Annotated in this window: 20 protein-coding genes; 6 read left to right on the plus strand and 14 right to left on the minus strand. The window is 38.2% G+C overall.

What is annotated here, in order from left to right:
• Positions 1-140 precede the first annotated feature (140 nt).
• The gene (locus R2R35_RS02835) at positions 141-1,844 is read left to right on the plus strand and encodes a WG repeat-containing protein (RefSeq protein WP_317732980.1); all 1,704 of its coding nucleotides are present in this window, start codon (positions 141-143) and stop codon (positions 1,842-1,844) included.
• A gap of 48 nt (positions 1,845-1,892) precedes the next feature.
• On the opposite strand, the gene R2R35_RS02840 is transcribed toward R2R35_RS02835, so the two are convergent.
• Entirely contained in the window at positions 1,893-2,978 is a 1,086-nt protein-coding gene (locus R2R35_RS02840; protein WP_317732981.1) for a radical SAM/SPASM domain-containing protein, read from the minus strand.
• A gap of 308 nt (positions 2,979-3,286) precedes the next feature.
• On the opposite strand from R2R35_RS02840, the gene R2R35_RS02845 reads away from it, so the two are divergent.
• From R2R35_RS02845 to R2R35_RS02855, 3 genes are all read left to right on the plus strand, one after another.
• Positions 3,287-4,219: a serine/threonine protein phosphatase gene (locus tag R2R35_RS02845; protein ID WP_317732982.1), complete on the plus strand. Its 933-nt coding sequence runs from the start codon at positions 3,287-3,289 to the stop codon at positions 4,217-4,219.
• Between the two features lie 210 nt (positions 4,220-4,429).
• The gene (gene larE / locus R2R35_RS02850; protein ID WP_317732983.1) at positions 4,430-5,233 is read left to right on the plus strand and encodes an ATP-dependent sacrificial sulfur transferase LarE; all 804 of its coding nucleotides are present in this window, start codon (positions 4,430-4,432) and stop codon (positions 5,231-5,233) included.
• A 234-nt stretch (positions 5,234-5,467) separates the two neighbouring features.
• On the plus strand, positions 5,468-5,839 hold the full coding sequence (locus tag R2R35_RS02855) for an ArsR/SmtB family transcription factor (RefSeq protein ID WP_317732984.1): 372 nt from the start codon (positions 5,468-5,470) through the stop codon (positions 5,837-5,839).
• Positions 5,840-6,096: 257 nt separating this feature from the next.
• Here the strand turns inward: R2R35_RS02855 and R2R35_RS02860 are convergent, their stop codons facing one another.
• The 8 genes from R2R35_RS02860 to R2R35_RS02895 form a co-directional block, all read right to left on the minus strand.
• Positions 6,097-7,947, minus strand: a complete 1,851-nt coding sequence (locus R2R35_RS02860) for a heavy metal translocating P-type ATPase (protein ID WP_317732985.1) — start codon at positions 7,945-7,947, stop codon at positions 6,097-6,099.
• 1,136 nt (positions 7,948-9,083) lie between these two features.
• Positions 9,084-9,302 (minus strand): cation transporter, encoded by a 219-nt coding sequence (locus R2R35_RS02865; RefSeq protein ID WP_317732986.1) that lies wholly within the window; start codon positions 9,300-9,302, stop codon positions 9,084-9,086.
• A gap of 224 nt (positions 9,303-9,526) precedes the next feature.
• Positions 9,527-10,021 carry a MogA/MoaB family molybdenum cofactor biosynthesis protein gene (locus R2R35_RS02870; RefSeq protein WP_317732987.1) on the minus strand — a complete coding sequence of 165 codons (495 nt, stop codon included), beginning with the start codon at positions 10,019-10,021 and terminating at the stop codon, positions 9,527-9,529.
• Positions 10,022-10,101: 80 nt separating this feature from the next.
• Positions 10,102-10,533, minus strand: a complete 432-nt coding sequence (locus R2R35_RS02875) for an MOSC domain-containing protein (protein ID WP_317732988.1) — start codon at positions 10,531-10,533, stop codon at positions 10,102-10,104.
• A 16-nt stretch (positions 10,534-10,549) separates the two neighbouring features.
• Positions 10,550-11,539 carry a GTP 3',8-cyclase MoaA gene (gene moaA, locus R2R35_RS02880; protein WP_317732989.1) on the minus strand — a complete coding sequence of 330 codons (990 nt, stop codon included), beginning with the start codon at positions 11,537-11,539 and terminating at the stop codon, positions 10,550-10,552.
• A 31-nt stretch (positions 11,540-11,570) separates the two neighbouring features.
• A complete protein-coding gene (gene moaC, locus R2R35_RS02885; protein WP_317732990.1) occupies positions 11,571-12,077 on the minus strand; it encodes a cyclic pyranopterin monophosphate synthase MoaC in 507 nt (168 codons plus the stop codon).
• On the minus strand, positions 12,067-12,420 hold the full coding sequence (locus R2R35_RS02890; RefSeq protein ID WP_317732991.1) for an arsenate reductase family protein: 354 nt from the start codon (positions 12,418-12,420) through the stop codon (positions 12,067-12,069). The genes moaC and R2R35_RS02890 overlap by 11 nt, the downstream gene beginning before the upstream one ends.
• A gap of 37 nt (positions 12,421-12,457) precedes the next feature.
• Positions 12,458-13,285, minus strand: a complete 828-nt coding sequence (locus tag R2R35_RS02895) for a M48 family metallopeptidase (RefSeq protein ID WP_317732992.1) — start codon at positions 13,283-13,285, stop codon at positions 12,458-12,460.
• Positions 13,286-13,495: 210 nt separating this feature from the next.
• Between R2R35_RS02895 and R2R35_RS02900 the strand changes: the two genes are divergently transcribed.
• A complete protein-coding gene (locus R2R35_RS02900) occupies positions 13,496-13,921 on the plus strand; it encodes a CBS domain-containing protein (RefSeq protein WP_317732993.1) in 426 nt (141 codons plus the stop codon).
• 284 nt (positions 13,922-14,205) lie between these two features.
• Here the strand turns inward: R2R35_RS02900 and R2R35_RS02905 are convergent, their stop codons facing one another.
• The 3 genes from R2R35_RS02905 to nifH all read right to left on the minus strand — a co-directional run bounded on the left by R2R35_RS02905 (position 14,206) and on the right by nifH (position 16,426).
• Positions 14,206-14,565: a NifB/NifX family molybdenum-iron cluster-binding protein gene (locus tag R2R35_RS02905; protein ID WP_317732994.1), complete on the minus strand. Its 360-nt coding sequence runs from the start codon at positions 14,563-14,565 to the stop codon at positions 14,206-14,208.
• Between the two features lie 47 nt (positions 14,566-14,612).
• Positions 14,613-15,482, minus strand: a complete 870-nt coding sequence (locus R2R35_RS02910; protein ID WP_317732995.1) for a radical SAM protein — start codon at positions 15,480-15,482, stop codon at positions 14,613-14,615.
• 65 nt (positions 15,483-15,547) lie between these two features.
• A complete protein-coding gene (nifH, locus tag R2R35_RS02915; protein WP_317732996.1) occupies positions 15,548-16,426 on the minus strand; it encodes a nitrogenase iron protein in 879 nt (292 codons plus the stop codon).
• Between the two features lie 573 nt (positions 16,427-16,999).
• Here nifH and R2R35_RS02920 point away from each other — a divergent pair.
• Positions 17,000-17,938 (plus strand): hypothetical protein, encoded by a 939-nt coding sequence (locus R2R35_RS02920; protein WP_317732997.1) that lies wholly within the window; start codon positions 17,000-17,002, stop codon positions 17,936-17,938.
• 162 nt (positions 17,939-18,100) lie between these two features.
• Here R2R35_RS02920 and R2R35_RS02925 read toward each other — a convergent pair whose 3' ends face one another.
• Both R2R35_RS02925 and R2R35_RS02930 read right to left on the minus strand, forming a co-directional pair.
• Complete coding sequence (locus tag R2R35_RS02925; protein WP_317732998.1) at positions 18,101-19,102, minus strand: LacI family DNA-binding transcriptional regulator; 1,002 nt, start codon at positions 19,100-19,102, stop codon at positions 18,101-18,103.
• An 80-nt stretch (positions 19,103-19,182) separates the two neighbouring features.
• On the minus strand, positions 19,183-21,672 hold the full coding sequence (locus R2R35_RS02930) for a family 16 glycosylhydrolase (RefSeq protein WP_317732999.1): 2,490 nt from the start codon (positions 21,670-21,672) through the stop codon (positions 19,183-19,185).
• Positions 21,673-21,836 lie beyond the last annotated feature (164 nt).

The raw sequence follows: 21,836 nt of genomic DNA on the forward strand, positions 1-21,836 counted from the left end.
TCGTCACAGAAACTTAATTTGAATCCTTGGTACTGTGCTGTTATAATAAAATAAGATAACTAAGCTGGTAAATCCTCTGTGTATTAACAGAGGTTTTACTCTGTAACAAATGTTTTATTGAGACAACAAGGAGAAGCTGTATGAAAAAATCCAACTATTTAATTCTGCTGCTAATCGTTCTGGCAGCCGGAGGTTGCAGCAGACAACAGACAAATGAACAGGTTACTGTTAATACCAACAACAGTACCATAGAGACAGAAATTGTAACCAAAGATATGACAACGGAAGCCGCCGCTGATGAAAATATAGATACGCTCTATCCTGCGTATATACTGAAAGATAATGATAAGCTCTTTGGTTATATTGACTCTGCCGGAAATTTTGTCATTGACCCTGTGTATGACCAAGCCACTGATTTTAGTGATGGTGTTGCCGTAGTCCATGACTCTCAAACCAATGAATACATTTTAATCGACAGGCAGGGCAATGTGATTTATCGAACTACCAATACCATTGGTGCTTTCCAGGAAGGATATGCAGTTTTTGAAGTATATAAGGACAACAAATCACTGGAGGGTTATCTTGATACCACCGGAACAATAATTTTGCCTGCCGTTTACGATGCTGCCTCCCCTTTTAAAGACGGGAAAGCTTATGTGTATACAGAAAATCAGATTCAGCAGATTGATAAAGAAGGAAATGTACTAAACAGTTATAATATAAAAGAGAATGATATTTATGTCTCTGATTTCCGGGACGGTTATATCATTTATAACAGTACTGGAAGCAATATTATGGAAGCTATGAATTATAGAGGTGAAAAGATTCCTCTTCCGGTGAATGTCTCAGAAAATTACACCGGTTACTCCAATCTGTTTTATCTGGGTGAAAACATTTTTGCTGTGATGCAGAAAACAGATATAGAAGATTATTCCTCCTCTTATACTACTCCATATGCACTTTTTGATGCTAAGGGAAAACAGCTTACAGATTATATCTACTATGACCTAAGTAATTTCAGTGATGGTGTGGCTTCTGCAACAGATGACGACTACACTTATTTCCTTGATACCAATGGTAAGGTTGTTACCACTCTCCCTAAATTCGAAGGCAGAGGTACTCTTACTCTTAAAGATGATATTATAAAGGCTGAGATTGATAATGATTTTAGTTATGAAACTGTTGCAGGCAAAGTCATCTATGAAACAGAAGATGATATTAAATTAAATGATGAATTAACCTTAAAATCTAAAAAGTTTAAATCGAATAAATACGTTGTCGTGCATTACCCTATCTTAACAGGTCTTACAAACAGCCAGGTTGAGAAGCAAATCAATGAAGAGCTCTATAAGCTTTTTGTAGATGGCAGAAAGGATTTAACCAAAGAGGATAATCTTACTGTAGATGACAATTTCGAAGGCAGCCTTATCAACAACATATTATTGGTATACCAAACCGGTTATGACTATCCTATGGGGGCTGCTCATGGAATGCCTATAAGAAATTACTACCCGATAGACCTTACCACTGGTAAAATCTATGAGCTTTCGGATTTATTTAAAGCAGACAGCAGCTATGCTGAGGTTCTCAGTGCCATTGTAGCCTCTAAAGTAAAGGAAGATTCGGAAAAAGATGAATCCATTTACTTTGAGGATGCAGATCCTGCTATTGCTGCCGATCAATATTTCTATTTGGATGACAAAAATCTATACCTTTATTTCTATCCCTATGATATTGCACCATATGCTGCAGGATTCCCGGAATTTAAGATTCCCTTTGATAGTATAAGAGATATCCTCAACTATGATGGAGACTTTTATAAAGCACTTAATCCATTAAAATAATCCTTAAAAAAGCAGCTGTTTCATTTTATAAAAGAAACAGCTGCTTTTTCACCTATTTAAACTTCCGAACTTCTTACGATAACCGCATTTTCTGCACAGCTCTTCTCTTGCTCTTCTGCCGGAAAAACCGTCATATATAGCCTTTGCTCTTGGACTGTCGATAATTTCTGTAAAAGGAGTCGTTATTATATTCCCCAGGTTGATTACTCCTTCACCGTCAAGGCAGCAGGGAATAACCGTTCCATCTGAGAGTATACCCACATGGGTTCTTAAACCATAACAGAAACCACAACCATCATCCTCCTCTTCTGTTAACCCAGGCCAGGTAAATTCATAATCTCTGCTGATATATACTCTTTCTGAAAGTTTTATACCTCTTCCCGGTTTCACATCTTCTTTAAGGCTGCCATTAAAGCCATATACCTTTTCCAGGCGGTTTAGATATTTATCGGTAGCATTCACCTTATATGGTGTTCTATTGGTTTCTTCTGTTTTATCCATATTCCAGAAACGATACGATATATTGGTTGCTGTTGAATGCAGTAATTCTTCTGCTCCTTCAAGGATATCCTCCAGGTATCGGCCTCTCCTGTCTGTTTCTTTAGGACTTCCAGTTTCTTTAAGACCGCAGCTTTCCTTAAGACCACCGTTTTCTTTAAGACCACTGTTTTCTCTAAGACTGCCGTTTTCTTTTAGTCCGCCGTTTTCTTTTAGTCCGCCGTTTTCTTTTAGTCCACAGTTTTCTATAAGACCGCCGTTTTTTTTAAGACCGACAGATTCCTCTTCTATATATTCTCCACCAAAACTATGCAAAGAAAAGTTTATCTGTCTTAAGGCATCTTTCCCCTTTAATTCTGGTAGTGCTTTTTTTATAAGGGTTCCATTCGTGGTAATGTTAACCTTTAATCCATGTTCACTGCAAATAGAAAGAAAACTGCCCAGCATCGGATGCAGCAGAGGTTCTCCTTTCACATGTAAATAGACATAATCTGTAAAGGGGCTTATTTCTTCGATTATTCTTTCAAACTCCTCCTGTGACATGTAAGTACTCTTCCTTTGTGTTTTAGGACAGAAACTGCAAGACAGATTACACAGGTTGGTTATTTCTATATATATTTTTTTAAACCGTTTCATTTTTTCTCCAATACTGCAAATACATTTTGTGGAATAAATTTTTTGCATTAAATTTTGTGCATCACTTTTGAGCATTAAATTTTGTTCATTAATATTTGAGAGAACTTCGCTGGAATAACATTTACAGGAAAATGTATAAACCGTTCCTCACGTGCTCTATTCCTCCAAACTCAAAGAGAATCAATTGAATAAATCACTCTGTATCAGGCCTTCCATCAATAATTTGAATAAACCTCCGAGGATTGCACAAAATTAAGAGTATCAAATATTATCAGTTTTTACAAGCTGAATATTTCAGGAGGTTACGGATGTTTACACAAAAACGTCTTTCACAGGCATATAAAAATGCGAAAGTAGAATATTTTGATAAAGATTCCAGGTATATATTTTTCAGTGACTGCCATAGAGGGGATGATAGTGCCTCCGATGAATTTGCCAAAAATCAACATGTTTTTTTGCATGCACTGGATTATTATTATAACAATGGTTATAAATATGTAGAGGTCGGTGACGGAGATGAGCTTTGGGAATACACTGACTTTAACCATATAAGGCTTGCTCATACCGATGTATTTCTTGGAATGAAGAAATTCAGCAATGATAACCGTCTGATATTCCTCTTCGGCAATCACAATATCTATCTAAAGAAAAATCGATTCGTAAAAAAGAACTACTATAGTTATTATGATGAGTACAATCAAAAAAAGCAGAGCCTTTTTTCCAATCTAACACCGCATGAATCCATTGTACTCAAGCATCGGAAAACAGGGCAGGAAATACTTGTAGTTCATGGTCATCAGGGTGACCTGATGAATGACCAGCTCTGGTTCATTTCCATGCTCATGCTCCGTTATATCTGGCGTTTCTTACATGTTGTAGGTTTACACAGCCCTGCCAGTCCCGCCAAGAATCTTTATAAACGCCATAAGATAGAGAAAAATTATAAGATCTGGATCATTAAGAATAAAAGGATGCTGATTTGCGGTCATACCCACAGACCACATTTTCCAAAAACCAGCGAACTCCCTTATTATAATACCGGCTGCTGCATACATTCCAAAGGCCTTACCGGAATAGAAATCATAAATGACACCATTCTCATGGTAGAATGGAGAATCAAAGCGGATGACAATGGAACCTTAAACATTGTCCGCACGGTGGTAAGAGGTCCAGAAAAAATCTGTAAGTATAAAATGGGTAATTTCCCGTGTTTAAGCAAATATTTTAATGAGGTCAAGTAAAAATCAAAGAGGATTTCGCGGTGAATGATAACTGATACAGGAATATCAAATCGATGACTATTCCTTATAAAGCATAAGATGTAGTAATGTAGTATCCTGTACACATGAGTTCAGCCTGTTGACAGGACAGCCGGCTTGTTATACTATTAGATTGTTAACAATTCATAGTTTAATAATCGAATTATAGTATTTGCAGGAAAAGAGGAACATATGGAACTACATGAAAAATTTGAGGTATTAAAGAAAAATCTCTCCTCCCTTGACAGCCTTTGTGTTGCTTTCTCCGGTGGTGTAGACTCTACCTTTTTATTAAAAGCAGCCTTTGATGTATTAGGAGATAAAGTACTGGCAATTACTGCACGCTCATCTACTTATCCAGAAAGAGAGTTTAAGGAGGCCGTGGCCTTTACTCAGAAATATGGCATACCACACGAGGTAATTTATTCAGAAGAACTGGATGTTGACGGCTTCTCAGATAATCCTGTCAACCGCTGTTATTTGTGCAAAAATGAACTATTTGATAAAATCATTGATATTGCAGCTGCCAAGGGAATCACAAGCATTGCAGAAGGTTCTAATATGGATGATTTAGGCGACTACCGTCCTGGTCTTCAGGCAGTATCTGAGCACAAGGTATTAAGTCCTTTGCGAGTTGCTGAGCTTACCAAAGATGAGATCAGAGCACTTTCAAAGGAAATGGATCTTCCCACCTGGAACAAACCTGCTTTTGCCTGTCTCTCCTCAAGATTTCCTTATGGACAGAAAATAACAAGAGAAAAACTTGAAATGGTTGATAAAGCAGAACAATTCTTATTAGACCACGGTTTCAGACAGGTTCGTGTAAGACATCACGGAGAAATAGCACGAATCGAAGTGGGACAGTCTGAAATGGAAAAATTCTTTCATGTAGAATTGATGAAGGAAGTACAGGAGAATTTTAAGAAGTTCGGATTTTCTTATACCGCACTGGATCTGAAAGGTTACCGTACCGGCAGTATGAACGAGACCTTATAAAGTAATACATGCTTCGTAATACATGATTCTAAGAAATAGCATTAGTCATTTCTTAGAATCTTTCTTTTATAACCATAAGTGAAACTCTCCCTTAAAGAACTCGCATACTAGTCTTTCTATTTATATTAGCTGTTAGATTTGTACTTAACATTTGACATGTATTCTAAGAAAGGATACTATATTAAGCATAAGGGTTTTCATAAATCAGGAAAACCAATTCAAAGGAGTTACTATATGAATAACATTACCATGCCGCATGACCATGGACAGAATATTGATAAAGTACTGGAAAAAATGCCGGAGTCATCCATGTTCTTAGAAGCAGCAATCACCTTTCAACAGCTTTGCGATGGGTCTCGTCTGCGTATATTGTGGCTGTTGTGCCACTCAGAGGAATGTGTCTCCAATATAGCAGCAGCTGTTAATATGAGCGGTGCAGCCGTATCCCATCATCTGAAAACACTGAAATTAAATAATCTGATAACCAGCAGGCGCGACGGAAAAGAAGTTTATTATACACTGGCTGATAACAAAAAAGCACACTTGGTGCATCAAATGATTGATGACTACTTTCAATTAAACTGCCCGACGAATCATAACCACTAAGAAACCCTAGCGTGTGTCTGAAAACTCATTGTACCTCTCTGAATGTCCCTCTTGGCGGTATTCTGCGTTGCAGTTTGAGGAACGAAAACCACTACATCCGCTAAAATACGCCTTGTCAATTTTCGCAAATTTCCTACTACCAAGTGGAATCTTTGGCCAGGCACAAACAGCTTTCAAACACACCCCAGATAAAAAAACTATTTTGAACCATCTAATTTCTTTCAGAAATTAAGGTGCAAAATAGTTTTTATTTGTTATTACATCTTTTTTATATTTAAAGCTCGCATCGCATTTAAAATTGCTATCACAGACACACCAACATCTGAAAATACCGCTGCCCACATAGAAGCAAAACCAAGCGCACCTAATACCAAAACTACACCTTTAACACCCAATGCAATTACGATATTTTGTCTGACGATACGAAGTGTCTTCTTGGAAATCTTCATAACCTGAGCAATCTTAGAAGGTTCGTCGGTCATAATAACTACATCTGCCGCTTCAATTGCTGCATCTGATCCTAAGCCACCCATTGCTATACCGATATCTGCTCTTGCAAGAACCGGCGCATCGTTAATACCATCTCCTACAAAAGCCAATTTACCTTTCGGACTCTTCTCCTGCATCAATTCTTCCATACGGTCAACTTTATCTGCCGGAAGCAGCTCAGTATAAGCTTTCGTAAGCTTTAACTCCTTTGCCACTTTCTGGCCTACAGAATCTGCATCTCCTGTTAACATTACTGTTTTACGGATACCCGCAGCCTTCAAATCCTGAATCGCACGAGGTGAATCTTCTTTGATTTCATCTTCTATACAAATATAACCCGCATACTCCCTATCAATTGACAGGTGAACCACTGTACCCGCCTGCTGTTCTTCTTTACAGGCAATACTCTCATTCTTCATCAGTTTAAAATTACCAGCCAGAACTTCTTTACCATCTATAACCGCTTTGACACCGTGGCCTGGAATTTCTTCAATCTCACCAATACGAGAAGAATCTATCTCTTTTCCAAAAGCTTTTTTTATAGAGAGCGCGATAGGATGATTTGAATAGTCCTCTGCATAAGCTGCGGTTTCTAATAATTCATCTGCTGTAATTCCTTCCGGTAGTATCTTACTTACAGCAAAAGACCCTTTGGTCAGCGTACCTGTCTTATCAAATACTACGATTTCAGTATCCGCTAAAGCTTCCAGGTAATTACTACCCTTAACAAGGACACCTGATTTTGAAGCACCTCCTATACCCCCAAAGAAACTTAATGGAATGGAGATGACCAGTGCACAAGGACAGGAAATAACAAGGAAGGTTAACGCTCTGGCTATCCAAATACTAAATTCCTGCCCCAAAAGTAATGGTGGCAGAACTGCAAGCAAAACTGCTGCAATAACAACAATAGGAGTATAATACCGGGCAAACTTGGTAATAAAATTCTCACTTTTGCTTTTCTTATCACTGGCATTCTCCACCAGTTCCAGAATCTTGGCAACTGTTGACTGCCCGAACTCCTTTGTAACTTTAATGTTTAAAACTCCGGTCTGATTAATACAGCCACTAATTATATCCTGCCCCGGCTGAACATCTCTGGGCACCGATTCGCCGGTCAGTGCGGAAGTATCAACAGCCGATATACCTTCTAAAACAATACCATCAAGAGGTATTCTTTCACCGGGCTTAACAACTACCGTATCCCCCACCTGAACTTCATCCGGGTCAACCTGCACCAGCTGACCATCCCTTAAAACATTCGCGTAATCCGGTCTTATATCCATAAGTTCCGAAATTGAACGTCTGGATTTAGAAACCGCATAGGATTGAAACCATTCACCTACCTGGTAAAACAGCATAACAGCAACACCTTCCGGATACTCCCCTAAACAGAAAGCACCCACTGTAGCTACCGCCATAAGAAAATTTTCATCAAATACCTGTCCATGAAGAATATTTCTTACAGCCTTAAGAAGGATATCACCTCCAATAACCAGATACACAATCAAAAAGACTGCTAATCTGGGGATACCTTCAAAAGGAAGCAGTATAGCTATCGTATAAAGAACCGCTGTCAGCAGTATACGTAATAATTGTTTTTTCTCTCTTTTAGACATAATTACCTCCAATCCAACTCATTGAAGAGACTATAAGTTAAATTAATATTGTAGTTTAAAATTTGATATAAAATATTTGGTTATAATTCTATAATTATGGTTTTTTGCATTGATTTTGATTATACTATTTACTCATTTCTATCTCTTTGCTATGTCTCTATTTACTAATACCAGATTAAGAATTGGTTTAAAATCTTGATATAAGCTCTTGCTTAAAGCTTTTGCTTTATTTTATTGATTTAGTTTTTGCTTAAGCTTTAGTTTTTTGCTTTATCTCTGGCTTTCAGCTTTTGATTAATCTCTGGTTTAAAAATTTATCTAATGTTTAATTCTGATTTAATCGCTTGCTTTAAATTTGATCTAATCACTTGCTTTAAATTTTGATCTAATCGCTTGCTTTAAATTTGATCTAATCACTTGCTTTAAATTTTGATCTAATCGTTTTGCTTTAAATTTTAGTCTAATCATTTGCTTTAAATTTTGATCTAATCATTTGCTTTAAATTTTGATCTAATCGTTTGCTTTAAATTTTAGTCTAATCATTTGCTTTAAATTTTGATCTAATCATTTGCTTTAAATTTTGATCTAATCATTTGCTTTAAATTTTAATCTAATTATTTGATTTAAACTTTTGATTTTACATTAATCTAATCTTTTTATCTAAACTTTTGAATATGTTCTAAAACACAAGGAATTAACTATCATATGATTTCAGGCTAATTGTGCAAAACAGAAAAGAACGAATGCGCCTATGGAAAGGTATTAGAATTCCTTTTCTCTGGATATTTTGTGCTATATTATAAAACTGATTGTCTGAGCGTAGCGAGTTATCAGTTTTATAATATGTAAAGCACAAAACATCCAGAGAATTAGGAATTCTTATACCTTGGAATTGAAGCATGAGTTTTTTTCTGTTTTGTGCAATTAGCCGTCCGTCTTATACAATTTCAACGTCCGTCTTATACAATTTCATCGTCCATCTTATACAATTTCATCGTCCATCTTTGCAATTAGCCGTCCATCTTATAACCAAAAACAAACCCACCCCTTTTTCTCAAAAAAGCTGCTGCAAACTATAACTATCATCTCCTGTAGTAAATATTATATACAGAGAATTCTGCAGCAGCTCAATATCTTTATGCCTTTACTATTACATCCGGCTCAATTTTTTTAATAAGTCTTTTTGCTTCATTTAAAACATCATCATACTTGTCATCAGGAGCTTCCAGTTCCATCTTCTGACTGAGAAAGTTAACCTTAACCCCTGTTACTCCCTCCACTTTCTTAATAGCATTTTCAATTTTAGCAGCGCAGTTCGCGCAATCAAGGTCCTGTAATTTAATAGATTTTTTCATATAATATCCCCTTTCAGACTTTTATGAATTAATTTTTTTTGTTTTGTTCAGGTGAACCTTTTATCAATTAAACAATCATTTAATTGTTTAATCATAGTATATGCATTCTAAGTTATTTTGTCAATATAAATTATTGAAATTCTTTCTCAATAAATAAGCAAAAAACCATGAAACTCTCAAAAGCAGCATAACCGCTTACAATGGTCTCATGGTTTTAAAAACTCTTATGACAGACTTCCGCATTCACCGTCTTCGCCTTTTAAAATTGCAAGACCGTGTTCTAAAGAATCAATAATATAACTTAAGTTCTCTCTTACTGCCTTAGGGCTCCCCGGCAGATTGATAACCAGTGTTTTTTTCCTAATAACTGCTGTTCCTCTGCTGAGCATAGCCCTTTTGGTTATCTGAAGACTATGATAACGCATTGCCTCAGCAATACCCGGCACTTCTCTCTCTCCAATATTTTTAGTAGCCTCCGGCGTTACGTCCCTTTCGGAAAATCCTGTTCCACCAGTGGTAAGAATCAGGTCCACTTTTCCAGAATCACACCATTTAATCATGGTATCTTCCAGCTGCTTTTGCTCATCAGGCAACAGGATGTACTCTATAACCTGAAACCCATACTCACTGGTTAATTCTTTAATAACCATGCCGCTGGTATCCGTTCTTTCTCCCTTGCTTCCTTTATCACTGGCCGTAATGATGCCTACTCTAATCATAACCTTCCTCCTTCACAACCAATGATCCACCACTTTTTTTATATATTAAAAATCTCCAGAAAGCTTATACAAAGGTTAAGTCAGTTTAATGTCTTGATATCATCCCCTACTGAAATAATCCCACCTCTTAAGACCACTGCAAATACACCTTCTCTGGGCATTATACAATCCCCGACTTTATAATAGATTTCGCAATGGCTATGGCATTCCTTACCAATCTGGGTAATTTCAAATAAGACCTCCCCTGATTCCAACCTGGTACCAATAGGCAGGTTTCTTAAGTCATAGCCTTCTACAATTACATTCTCACCAAAGGCACCTTTCTCAACTCCGGCACCTTTCTGATTAAATTCCTCTATTTTCTCCTGAGATATCAGGCTTACCTGCCTGTGCCAGTTTCCGGCATGGGCATCGCCTTCAATGCCATAATTCTCAATAAATCTGGCCGTATCAATGCTTATTTTCTGAGTACCTCTTTTTTCACTGATGCAAAGAGCCACTATTTTCCCCATAGAGACTGCCCCTTTCTTAACCGCCAATCTGCGACATTCCTTTATCCTCCAGAGTTTCAGAGAAAGCAGGTCTGTCTTTCGTAAAAACATGGCTTTCCGGTTTTCTGTCAATCGCGTTCTTGATCATATCCTTTATTTCTTCTTTTGAACTTCCTTCCCTCAGCGCTGCTTTTATATCTGTACCGCCGCTGTATTGAAGACAGGTCTTAAGTATTCCGGCAGAAGTCAGCCTTACCCGGTTACAGGAGGAGCAGAATTCGTGACTTACTGCACTGATAAAACCAATTTTACCTTGAAAACCGGGAATACTATAATACTTTCCGGGACCATTTCCCAGACTTTTAGTATATTGCTCTAATTCTCTGTAAGAACTTCTAAGAATATCTATTATCTCTTGTTCAGAATAACCTTCCATGTGTTTTCCATACCCCAGTGGCATTACTTCTATAAAACGAACATGGAGTTTTGTATCCTTTGCCAGGGCGGCTAAAGCTAACAAACTATCCTTATCATGAAACTTCCTTAAAGGTACACAGTTTATCTTAATCGGTACATTCTGATATGCAAGAGCTTTAGTTATACTTTCCCTAACCTTTAATAATCCGTCAAAGCCTGTTAACTCTGTGAACTTATTCTGGTCTAACGTATCCAGGCTGATATTGATACCATCAATGCCTGCCTTTATCAGTGCTTCCAGCTGCTCCTCCAGATAAATACCATTGGTGGTAAGGGTTACTTTCTCTATCCCCTTGATCTGTTTCAGTTTTCCGACCAGACCAATGATGTCTTTTCGTACCAGCGGTTCGCCGCCTGTCAGCTTAATCTTTCGAATTCCAAGTTCACCAAAGCATTCTGCTATGGAAACAATTTCCTCACAGGTCATAACAGCACTGTGGGGAAGGAAGGTAACTCCCTCCTTTGGCATACAGTATACACATCTTAAATTACAGCGGTCAGTTACGGATATGCGCACATAGTCTATTTCTCTGTTGTATTTATCTATCATAGAACCGCCTCATTTCATAAGTCGAATTACTTTATGCATCCATTAATCCACCAGAAGCATCACGGTTTAGGAACACCCCGCTTTTACCGCCTGTCTTTTCTTCCAGCCTGATATCTGTCATTACCATTGATTTGTCCAGTGCTTTGCACATATCATAAATGGTAAGCAGTGCGATCTGGACACCGGTAAGAGCCTCCATCTCAACGCCTGTCTTGCCTTCTGTTTTCACCTGGCAGATTGCAGTTATAGCAGACCTCTCTTTCTCAATCTCAAAATCCAGTGAGCACTTTTGAATCATAAGAGGATGACAGAGAGGAATGAACTCCCAGGTTCGCTTTACTGCCATTATTCCGGCTAATCTGGCTACGGATAATACATCCCCTTTTTCAATTTCCTTATTTGTGATTGCTTCAAGGATTCTACTGCTTACAATTATTTTCCCTCTCGCCGTTGCTGTTCTTTGTGTAATTTGCTTACCGGAGACATCCACCATATGGGCATTTCCTTCTCCATCAAAATGACTCAGCTTATTTTCCATAGAATTCTGACCAATCCTTTTCTTTAAAACCAATCAATACAGTATCCTTATCAATTATTATAGGACGTTTAACCAGCATACCATCACTTCCCAGCAATTGGTATTGTTCCTCTTCAGAAATTGTGGGTAGTTTATCCTTTAATTCCAGTTCTTTATAAACCAAACCACTGGTATTGAAAAATTTCTTTAAAGGAAATCCGCTTAATTCGTGCCAGTCCTTTATCTCTTCTGGTGCGGGATTGTCCGCCTTAATATCTCTTGCTTCATAACTTATGTGATTATCATCCAGCCACTTTTTAGCTTTCTGACAGGTTGTACATTTGGGATACCATAAAAATAGCATTTGTCTTCCTCCTTATCCTTACAGGCAATCTCATCTGCTAATAGCAGGTATAAAGCCTGCCATTCTTTTTAAGCCAGTCACGTTTGATCTTGTAATCCGGCAGTACTTTTTCCACCTCAAACCAGAAGTTTTTAGAATGATCCATGTGTTTTCTATGTGCCAGTTCATGTATTACCACATAATCGATAATTGCTTCCGGCATCATCATCAGCTTCCAGTTAAAATTCAGGTTACCTTTGCTGCTGCAGCTGCCCCATCTGGTCTTTTGTTCCCGGACAGTGATTCTTCCATAATCGGTACCCATTCGTTTTGCATAATAAGAAGCTTTCATTTCAAGAGTGTCTTTTGCATAACGTCTGTACCAGTCCGCAATATATTCTCTGATGACAGCTTTATCTTCTGTCTGGGTTTCAATTGTCAGTATACGCTTACCATCAGGAAGTTTATGATAGTGAAGATTAACAAAATCTCTTCCGCCTCTTTGAACAATCTGTAAGGTCAGCTCACCCAATACAAAAGGAAGTGAAGCTCCGTCCTGATATATTTTTTCATACCCTGCCTGAGCGGTTAATCCGCCTTCCTTCTCTTTGTAATTGCAGAATTCTTTATATTTATTATATAATCTGTATTTATTCTCATTGATCAGCTGCTTGACTTCATAGTCCGGAACGCGGTTAGGAACTCTTGCAGTCATAGTGCCATCGGCTTTCAGCTCAAGGCTTATGGTTTTTCTGGCTGAATAGACAACCTTTACTGCAAACTTTTCATTATCAACTTCAAAATTAACCTCTTTCAGCAGTTTATGACACCTCCTTACAGGATTAATTGTTTGACTGATTAATCTATAGCAGGTATTATAGCACATCTTTATTGAATATCCAATAAAAAAACTTCTACAGCAGATAATGCTGTTATTATTTTAAACAGTAATGAAACTTCATTTCAAACCTTCTATCCATTTTCCAAAATAATATAAAGTTGAAATAAAGCCCTCTGTATAATTAACCATTAAACTCATAAAGTTTCATTTATAAATAATCAGTAATATGGGTATTCTAATTTCGGAGGTGATTTTATGAAAGTAAAAGACATTATGTCAACAGAAATAGAAAGTGTATGCTGCGAAGATTCTATTGAAAAATGTGCCCAGCTGATGAAACAACATGATATCGGTTCTCTCCCTGTTTGTGATAATGATAGAGTTGTTGGTATTGTTACCGACCGAGATCTGGCTTTACGAAGTATTGCAGAAGGTCAGGATTGGAAGTCACAGAAGGTCGCCGATGTCATGACAAAGAATCCTTCCCTTGGAAGCCCGGATATGAATGTAAAAGATGCTGCAGAGATAATGAGCCGCCAACAGATCAGGCGTTTGCCTATCGTGGAAAACAACAGTCTGGTAGGAATTGTTGCTTTAGGTGATATCGCCCTTGAGCCTGCCCTATCCGACAAAGCCGAAGACAGCTTACGGGATATCTCTAAGCCAAACCATTTCCACTAGGGTGAGTTGAAAACTGTTTGTAATGTGCTGGAGTGTGTGATGAAAACTTTGTGAAATGCTGGAAATTCCACTTTGTGGGAAGCAATATGTAAAAAACAGCAAGGCGGAATTTCTGGACGATGTGGTGTTGCGTTCCCAATACCGCAAAGGCGAGGCTTTCAGAACGGTACAATGAGTTTTTCCTACACACCTTAAGCAAATAAAAAGCTGTTACCTGCCAGAAGATTACTGGTTCGTAACAGCTTTCATTCACTATGAATCCTACCATTCGTCAGATTATCCCTTTACTTTTGTTGATAAATAAAGTTAATCCTTTTGTCATATTCCATAAGTTTGTTAACCGCACTGTCAATATAATGTCTTATAGTCAATACAGTAATTCCCTTCTTATTCAGCACATACTCCGCAGAAGGCCCAATTTGGCTTACAAGGATATAACGGCAATCCGCTAACCTTTCAGCAATGTTATACAGAACCTCAGCTTCATGTTCCTTCCCCTGACAGACAGGAGTCAGCTTTCTTTCCTCCAGATACCGAAACTCCTCCCTGTCATTCACTTCGCCTATGTAGAAATATTCCGCTCTTCCGAAATGCTGATTAACCACTTTTCCGTCCGTGCTTGCAATTGCAATCTTGTAAGCCATGTTTTCCCGCCCTCCAATATCTGGTTGTACTATCATCTATTTGCTCATCAGCCGTGCGAGAATGTTTCTTTCATGGACAATCTTCCAAAATATATCTGGTCAGCAAATTCCTTCTCCCCCGGAATTCCCACTGCATCTGCACGACATCTCTGACAATGTCTGAATACGTCAATATATTTAGCCGCCTTCTGTCTTGCTCCGTCTATTTCAAAACATCCAGGCGCTTTTACCTCTTTTAACTCATGCTGCGGTATCAAGGGTATAATATTATAGATTGTAGCACCTGCTTCACTGACTATTCTGGCGATTTCTTCAATATGATCTTCATTAATTCCAGGAATCAACACGGTATTAACTTTTATGGTTATACCCGCAGCAGCTACCTTCTTAATGCCTCTCAGCTGATTTTCTATCAGAATCCTTGCACCTTCTTCTCCTTCATACCTCTTACCGTGATAATATATACCAGTGCAGATTTTTGCCTGTATGGACGGCGAAACCGCGTTTACGGTTACGGTAAGACTTTCAATACCTGTTTCTATCACTTCATCTGCTTTTTCATACAATAACAGTCCATTGGTACTCATACATTTCAATAAATCCGGAAACTCCTTTTTTATCAACCTGAATGTATTTAATGCATAAGGCGAAGCCAAAGTATCACCAGGACCTGCAATACCGGCTACGGTGATTTCCGGACAGAGTTCCAGGGATCTTCTGATAACCTCCAAAGCTTCCGATTCCTTTAATACACCGGAAGAAACACCGGGTCTTTGTTCTGTCTGATTGATCTTTCTGTCACAGAACTTACATTCTATGTTGCAACCGGGACTTACCGGTAAATGAATACGTCCTTTGTTTGTTTTATGCCCGCCGAAACAAGGGTGGGAAGCCTTTAAGTTTTCGTAATTGCTCATACCATTTCCCCCTTCTAATAATATGTTCTGCCGAAGCTTCTGATATTAGCCGCCTACGGGTATTCTTAGATGTTTACAGCATTTTCCGTTCTTATCGTGCCGGTTTCCAATGCAAGGAGATAATCTCCCCATTTGGCAGCCCATTCTCTCAATTCATTTGTCTCAAGAGGAGACGGCACTTTGGATTCGGTATGAGAAGCAATCTTCTTTGCAAGAGAACGGTATACCTCTGCCTGTGCAGATGCAGGTGCTGCTTCTATGGTAGTTTTACCCTGAAGCTCACTCTGGGTTACCGTAACGGAACGCGGTACATATTCCACCACCTGCGTATGAGTCTGTTTTACAAAGTCATCAATGATTTCTTTGGCATAAGGAGCATTGATGGAGTTAGCAATAACACCTCCAAGTAAAGCACCGGCAGAGTTGGAATATTTATGAATTCCTTTGAACAGGTTGTTGGAGGCATACACAGACATAAAATCAGCAGACGAAACCGTAAAAACATGCTCTGCAATACCTTCTCTAATCGGGACAGCAAAACCTCCGCAGACAACATCCCCCAATACGTCATATATAACATAGTCAAGATCCAGTTCCTCAAAGGTTTTCTGCTGCTTGAACAGCTCTACAGCTGTAATAATACCTCTGCCTGCACAACCAACTCCAGGCGCGGGTCCGCCTGCCTCCACACAATATATCCCGTTAAATCCTTCATATATAACATCCTGTGCTTTTACGGTACTTCTTTCTCTTAAGGTATCTAACACAGTCGGTATGTACTTTCCGTTTCTTAACGTATTGGTGGAATCACTTTTGGGGTCACAGCCAAACTGCATGACCTTGTATCCCATCTCTGACAAGGCTGCTGAAATATTTGAGGTAGTTGTAGACTTACCGATACCGCCTTTTCCGTAAATTGCTATCTGTTTCGCTTTCTTTGCCATAATTTCTGCTCCTTACAATGATTTTGTGATTCTTAGGCAAAGGTCAGAAAATAAATTTCAAACCTTTCCTGAATAACCTGCATAGGAATTAAAAAATACGATTCATATAGGAAGAAAAGTCTTTCATAAAAGCTTTCCTATACAAGAAAAAGACCTCAGAAAACATGCTGCTGTTTTCCGAAGTCTCTAGTTATCTAGTCAACTTGCGAGTGGTTAATGGGTATTCCATTATTTCTATAAGAACATATCTATATCATAGTATTCTTATATGTTTAATATGTTTATTGTAAGTATAGATATTTTTTCCTGCATTGTCAAGTGTTTTTTATATTAATACAATGTTGGGTTATTTTTAATCTATTCAGGTGTTTTTTTAATGCTATATTAATAGATACATGTTATGCTGATAAAGAACGTTCTATAGAAGTCAACCAAGGTGTTTCTGAAACTATTTGCAAGGGGCTGGATGTTTCGCTTTATGAGAGTTTATTTTCTTTACGGGTAAGAACGTGATAAAAGGTGCGATTAAACAGAATCAGCTGTAATAAAATATAATAAAAAGGGAGTGTACTTATGTTCGAAGAATTAAACAGCAAACTGGAACAAAGCAGACAAAATATCGGTAAATATCAAAGACTTGGAAACAAGCTTACCGATTATCGCAAACAATTAAATGAACTGGAGGATAAAAAATCAAATCTACTTACAGAACTTAAGAAAGAGGAGCGGGATTATGATAATCTGTTAAAGAAAAGCCTGAATAATCTTTTTCTTGAGATGCTTGGTAAAATGGAAGCCAGAGAACAGAAAGAATATCAGGATGTCATTGCTGTGAAGCTTAAACTGGAGGAAACCGAAACTCAACTTATGAACCTTAAAACCTCAATCCATCAGCTGGAGGAGGAACGTGCTTCCCTTTACAGCTGTGAAAGAGAATATGAAGAACTATATCAATTGAAATACCGACAATTATCAGAGAGTAATGCGGAATATGCTAAGAGGCTTCAAACCTTTGAAGAGCAGCTGCAATCTATTAAATGTAATCTGGCTGAAATCAGGGAAGCTGAAGCAGCTGGCAGAGCAGTCCTCTCTAAAATTGAACTAGCGGAAGAAAAACTTGATAGTGCACATGGCTGGGGTACCTGGGATATTCTTGGCGGAGGTTTGATCAGTGATGTTATGAAGCATTCTTATCTTGATGATGCCCAGGAAGCAGTAAATAGCATCCAAACTCTTCTTCATCATTTTCATACAGAACTTGCCGATATTAAACTGGATGAAAATTTAAGTGTTCAAATTAATGGATTTACTAAATTTGCTGATTTCTTCTTCGACGGACTATTTTCAGATTGGGCTGTACAGTCAAAAATCAACTCTTCTATTGAAGATATCACTAGACTTCATTCCAGCGTAGACAGAGTCATGGATAAACTCAATACCTTAAGAAAAACGGCAGAAGGTGATCTTACAAGAACAGAAGAGCAACGAAAGAATTTTATTGAAAACAGCTAAGGCAGGGCTTACGCAGTTTGTGTCTGGCAGGGCATTTAAACTGTGCCACGGGTGTTCAGGCTCTTCTCAACTGACATTTTTCTTTAATTGTCAGTGCCTGATATCCCGGCTGAGGCAAGTGCAGAGAATCTTCTTGACTTGCCTTTTCAGCCTTTTACTCTCTCAACCTATTCTTAGTTTACAGGAATCCCTGATAACAAGTGTTGGTGAAAGCCTAAAGACTCCTCCCTGCACAACTTCCTCACTCTGTATCAGCCTGAGAAGCTCTGTAGTGGAATATGCCCCAAGCTCAGCCACCGGACTGTGCACTGTTGTTATAGAGGGAGAATTATATTTAGCAACTGCATTATCATCAAATCCAACGATACTGATATCATCAGGAACTCTTAAGCCGGCCTCGGTAAGCGCTCTGATACAACCCCAGGCCATCTCATCGTTTGCGCAAAAAAATGCTTCCGGCAGTTTTGTTCCTTTAAGCAACAGAACCCTCATTTCACTATAAGCCAGGGTTTCTTCAAAATACGCTCGAAGAACAATGGATTCGTCTATAGGAAGATTATATTTACGCAATACGTTTTCATAAGCTTTGTATCTGCATTCATCATCATAATTATAGATACCATGAAAATAACCGATGCGTCGATGTCCTTGTTTGATCAGGTATTCCATAGCAAGGGCAGCACCTTCCGTACTGTCAATGATTACACTGGACATCTGCTCTTTGCTGTATTCACGATCAATAAATACAATGGGCATATGGGTTAAGGAAAGTCTGTCTATATATTCATAGGATAAATGTTCATTCAGTACTATGGCACCTTCTACACCGGAGGATATAATCATACTGTAAATTTCTTCGCTGGTATTTTCATTGCTGATGTATATATTTAACTGATATCCTTTTAATTTACATTGAAGATGCACCGCCTGCATCAAATCTTTATAGAAATCGCCCTGAATACTTGACAGAAATAAACCTATCGTATTCTTTTTATTCGATTTCAAAAACTTTGCATTCATATTTGGGACATAATGAAGCTTTTCTGATGCCTCCAGTACTTTTCTGCGGGTCTCTTCACTTACAACATCCACATTATTCAGAACATTAGATACCGTAGAAATTGCTACCCCTGCTTCTTTGGCCACATCTTTTATTGTTACCATAATGGTTTCTCCATTCGTCTCTCCGTTATATTCTAAACGAGCCTTTTTGGATCTGGCTGCACTTTTTATTTATGTACAACTTAATCCATATCCGCCTTTAAATTAATAATTTCCTCGCTTTGATATACTCGGACATAATCAATTTCCATCCTTTGAGGATAAACAGAAGAATCAATCCCTTTTGCACCACCCCAGTTCCCACCAACAGCCAGATTTAAAATCAGATACATCTTCTTATTAAAAGGCCACTCCCTATAAGAAGGATTCTCTTCATAATCTGTTGGTTTAAAAGTAAAATATACTTCACCGTCAATTAAAATCTTTATGATATCCGGCAGCCAGATAAGGGAATAAAGATGGAAATCCTCACTAACACCCTTGACATATTTAGTAGCTGTCTTCTGTGTATTAATGGAATGATAATATGCCTGGGTATGTATAGATGCATGAATTGTATCCTGATTATAACCTACATGTTCCATAATGTCAATTTCTCCGGAAGCCGGCCAATTGCCGTATTCCTGCCCTGATGACAGCAGCCAGATAGCCGGCCAGGTACCAAGTCCCTTTGGCAGCTTTGCCCTTACATCAATTCTCCCGTAGAGCCAGTCTCCTTTCCCTTTGGTAATCAACCTTGCAGAGGTATATTCCTTCTCCTCTTTCTCTGCTTTTCTGGCCTCAAGTATTAGTTTTCCGTCTTCTACCCATGCGTTATCGCCAGGTGTATAGTACTGCAATTCATTGTTCCCCCAACCGCTTCCGCCTACATCGTAACTCCACTTATCCGTATCAGGAGCACCCTCATATTCAAATTCATCATTCCATACAAGCTTATAGGTTAATTTATCTTCTTCATAATAATATCCTTTTGCCATCACAGTATTTTCGTCCTCCTTTAATGCTGTGCCACTCACTGGCTGATCCGTTACCCCGGTATTCTGATCTGATGCAGCTGTATTGAGCTTCGACAGAACTGAATTTTTTATAGTACTAATCATGGAGGGATTTGCTTTGGGTAAATTGGTTTTTCCATATAGATACATCATATCCAGCGAGAAATTCTGCTCTTTTAAAATTTTTGCAAGGTTCTCCATCATTTTTTGCAGAGAATTATTCTTACCGGTAAGATATACTTTATAGAAAGCTATTTTCCCCGGATGGTTCTGCAATTTATTGATTGCATTAAGTGCCTCATTAAGATCTGTTACAAGCTTAGCTTTGTTTCCCCTATCGGCATACCTTCCCAGAATATACTGGATATAGCGAATCAGTGTCTCATACGCCTTAAGATAGTCTGTCGTCTCAGGTATGTATTCACTCATATTAATGGAACCTTCAGAAGTTTTGCTATCATTGGTTCGTTTAATGCTATCTGCTGCAAGTTGTGTTATATGCTCTGATATAAGACCAGTGTATCTGATAACTTTGGCAATTGGCTCGATTTCTGAGCGCAGAGTTATCAGATGCTGTCCTTTTGTAAGATAAATCAAATATGGATTCCCCTCTTCATCGGATAATACCTCATTTTCCCATTTATCAGAGGTTGCTGGAAAAGGATAATTTAACAGTTCTTCAAAAGGGACTTGACCATCAATCCGAATTGATTCAAAAACTGACATTTCCTTTTCGTTATTCTGGTAGTGAAAAGCCATCTGGTACAGTCCGTCTTTGGGAGTAATAATTTTGTAGGTAATCTCAGTTCCTGGTGTATTTAAGGATACAACATTGATTAACTTTTTATTACTGGCATGTGGTGTCAGGGCGGTATTGTTAATCGCATAATAGCAGGCTTGCAGAGAGTTCTTATATAGGTAATCATTTGAATTAATCATATATATTTCCTCTGCCAGGCTCCCCTTATGCTTCCCCTTATATTCTTCATAAGAGATAACATCAATGTCTGCAGTTGCTTCTAGCTTCCCTAAACATAAGCTATCAGGAGACAGGTTCTGCAACGTTATGGTATTCAAGCCTTTTTCCAGCTGAATCCCTAAGGGTCTGGCAGATACATAGTTACTGTCATACAAGAAAAGATTTCGCCAGCCACTTATTTTATCAAGCTCCGGGGAGGTCTGATTTCCAAATTGATCTTCCGGAAAGAACTTTGTACTATCCTTCCAATATAGCGGAAGTACCATATGATTCATTTCAGAAAATTGCTGCTCTCCATTCACTTCCATGGAAAGAATATAATCGGAAAATGCTCCATTGGAAGGCTTGTAATCCACCTTAAAATAATATACCCCCGGGGAAGTAACTTCAACTTCATAACAGGCCGTATCATTCTTTTTTAAGGCTACACTTAACCCCTCGTAATCTTCCATGTCAACACTTCCAATGGCATAGGCGCTACTCTCACCTTGGCCGGCAACCCGGTCTTCTTCAAATAAGTCTGTATACATGATGGACTTATTTGACAGCGAATCACTTAAGAGCTGATAAGCTTTTCTGGCTTCTTCTTCGTCTATGGTTTGGGAATTCGTTTGCCGGTTGCTTTGTATACAAAATCCCACCGTACCGATTAGAAGAATTGCAAAAACTGACATCCTTGTTAGCTTTTTATTTTTCATCGAAGCTCCCTTGCATACTATTTGCAAACAGACTTTTTTAACTACAACCAGATTATAATATAGCCACGTATATTTTACAATAGATAAAAACATTTTTATAGTATATTTTTCACATATTTACTTTCCTTTACCACTACCAAAAGAGTCATTTTTAACTATAACAA

It is taken from the genome of Anaerocolumna sp. AGMB13020, from assembly GCF_033100115.1.
Lineage (GTDB): Bacteria > Bacillota > Clostridia > Lachnospirales > Lachnospiraceae > Anaerocolumna.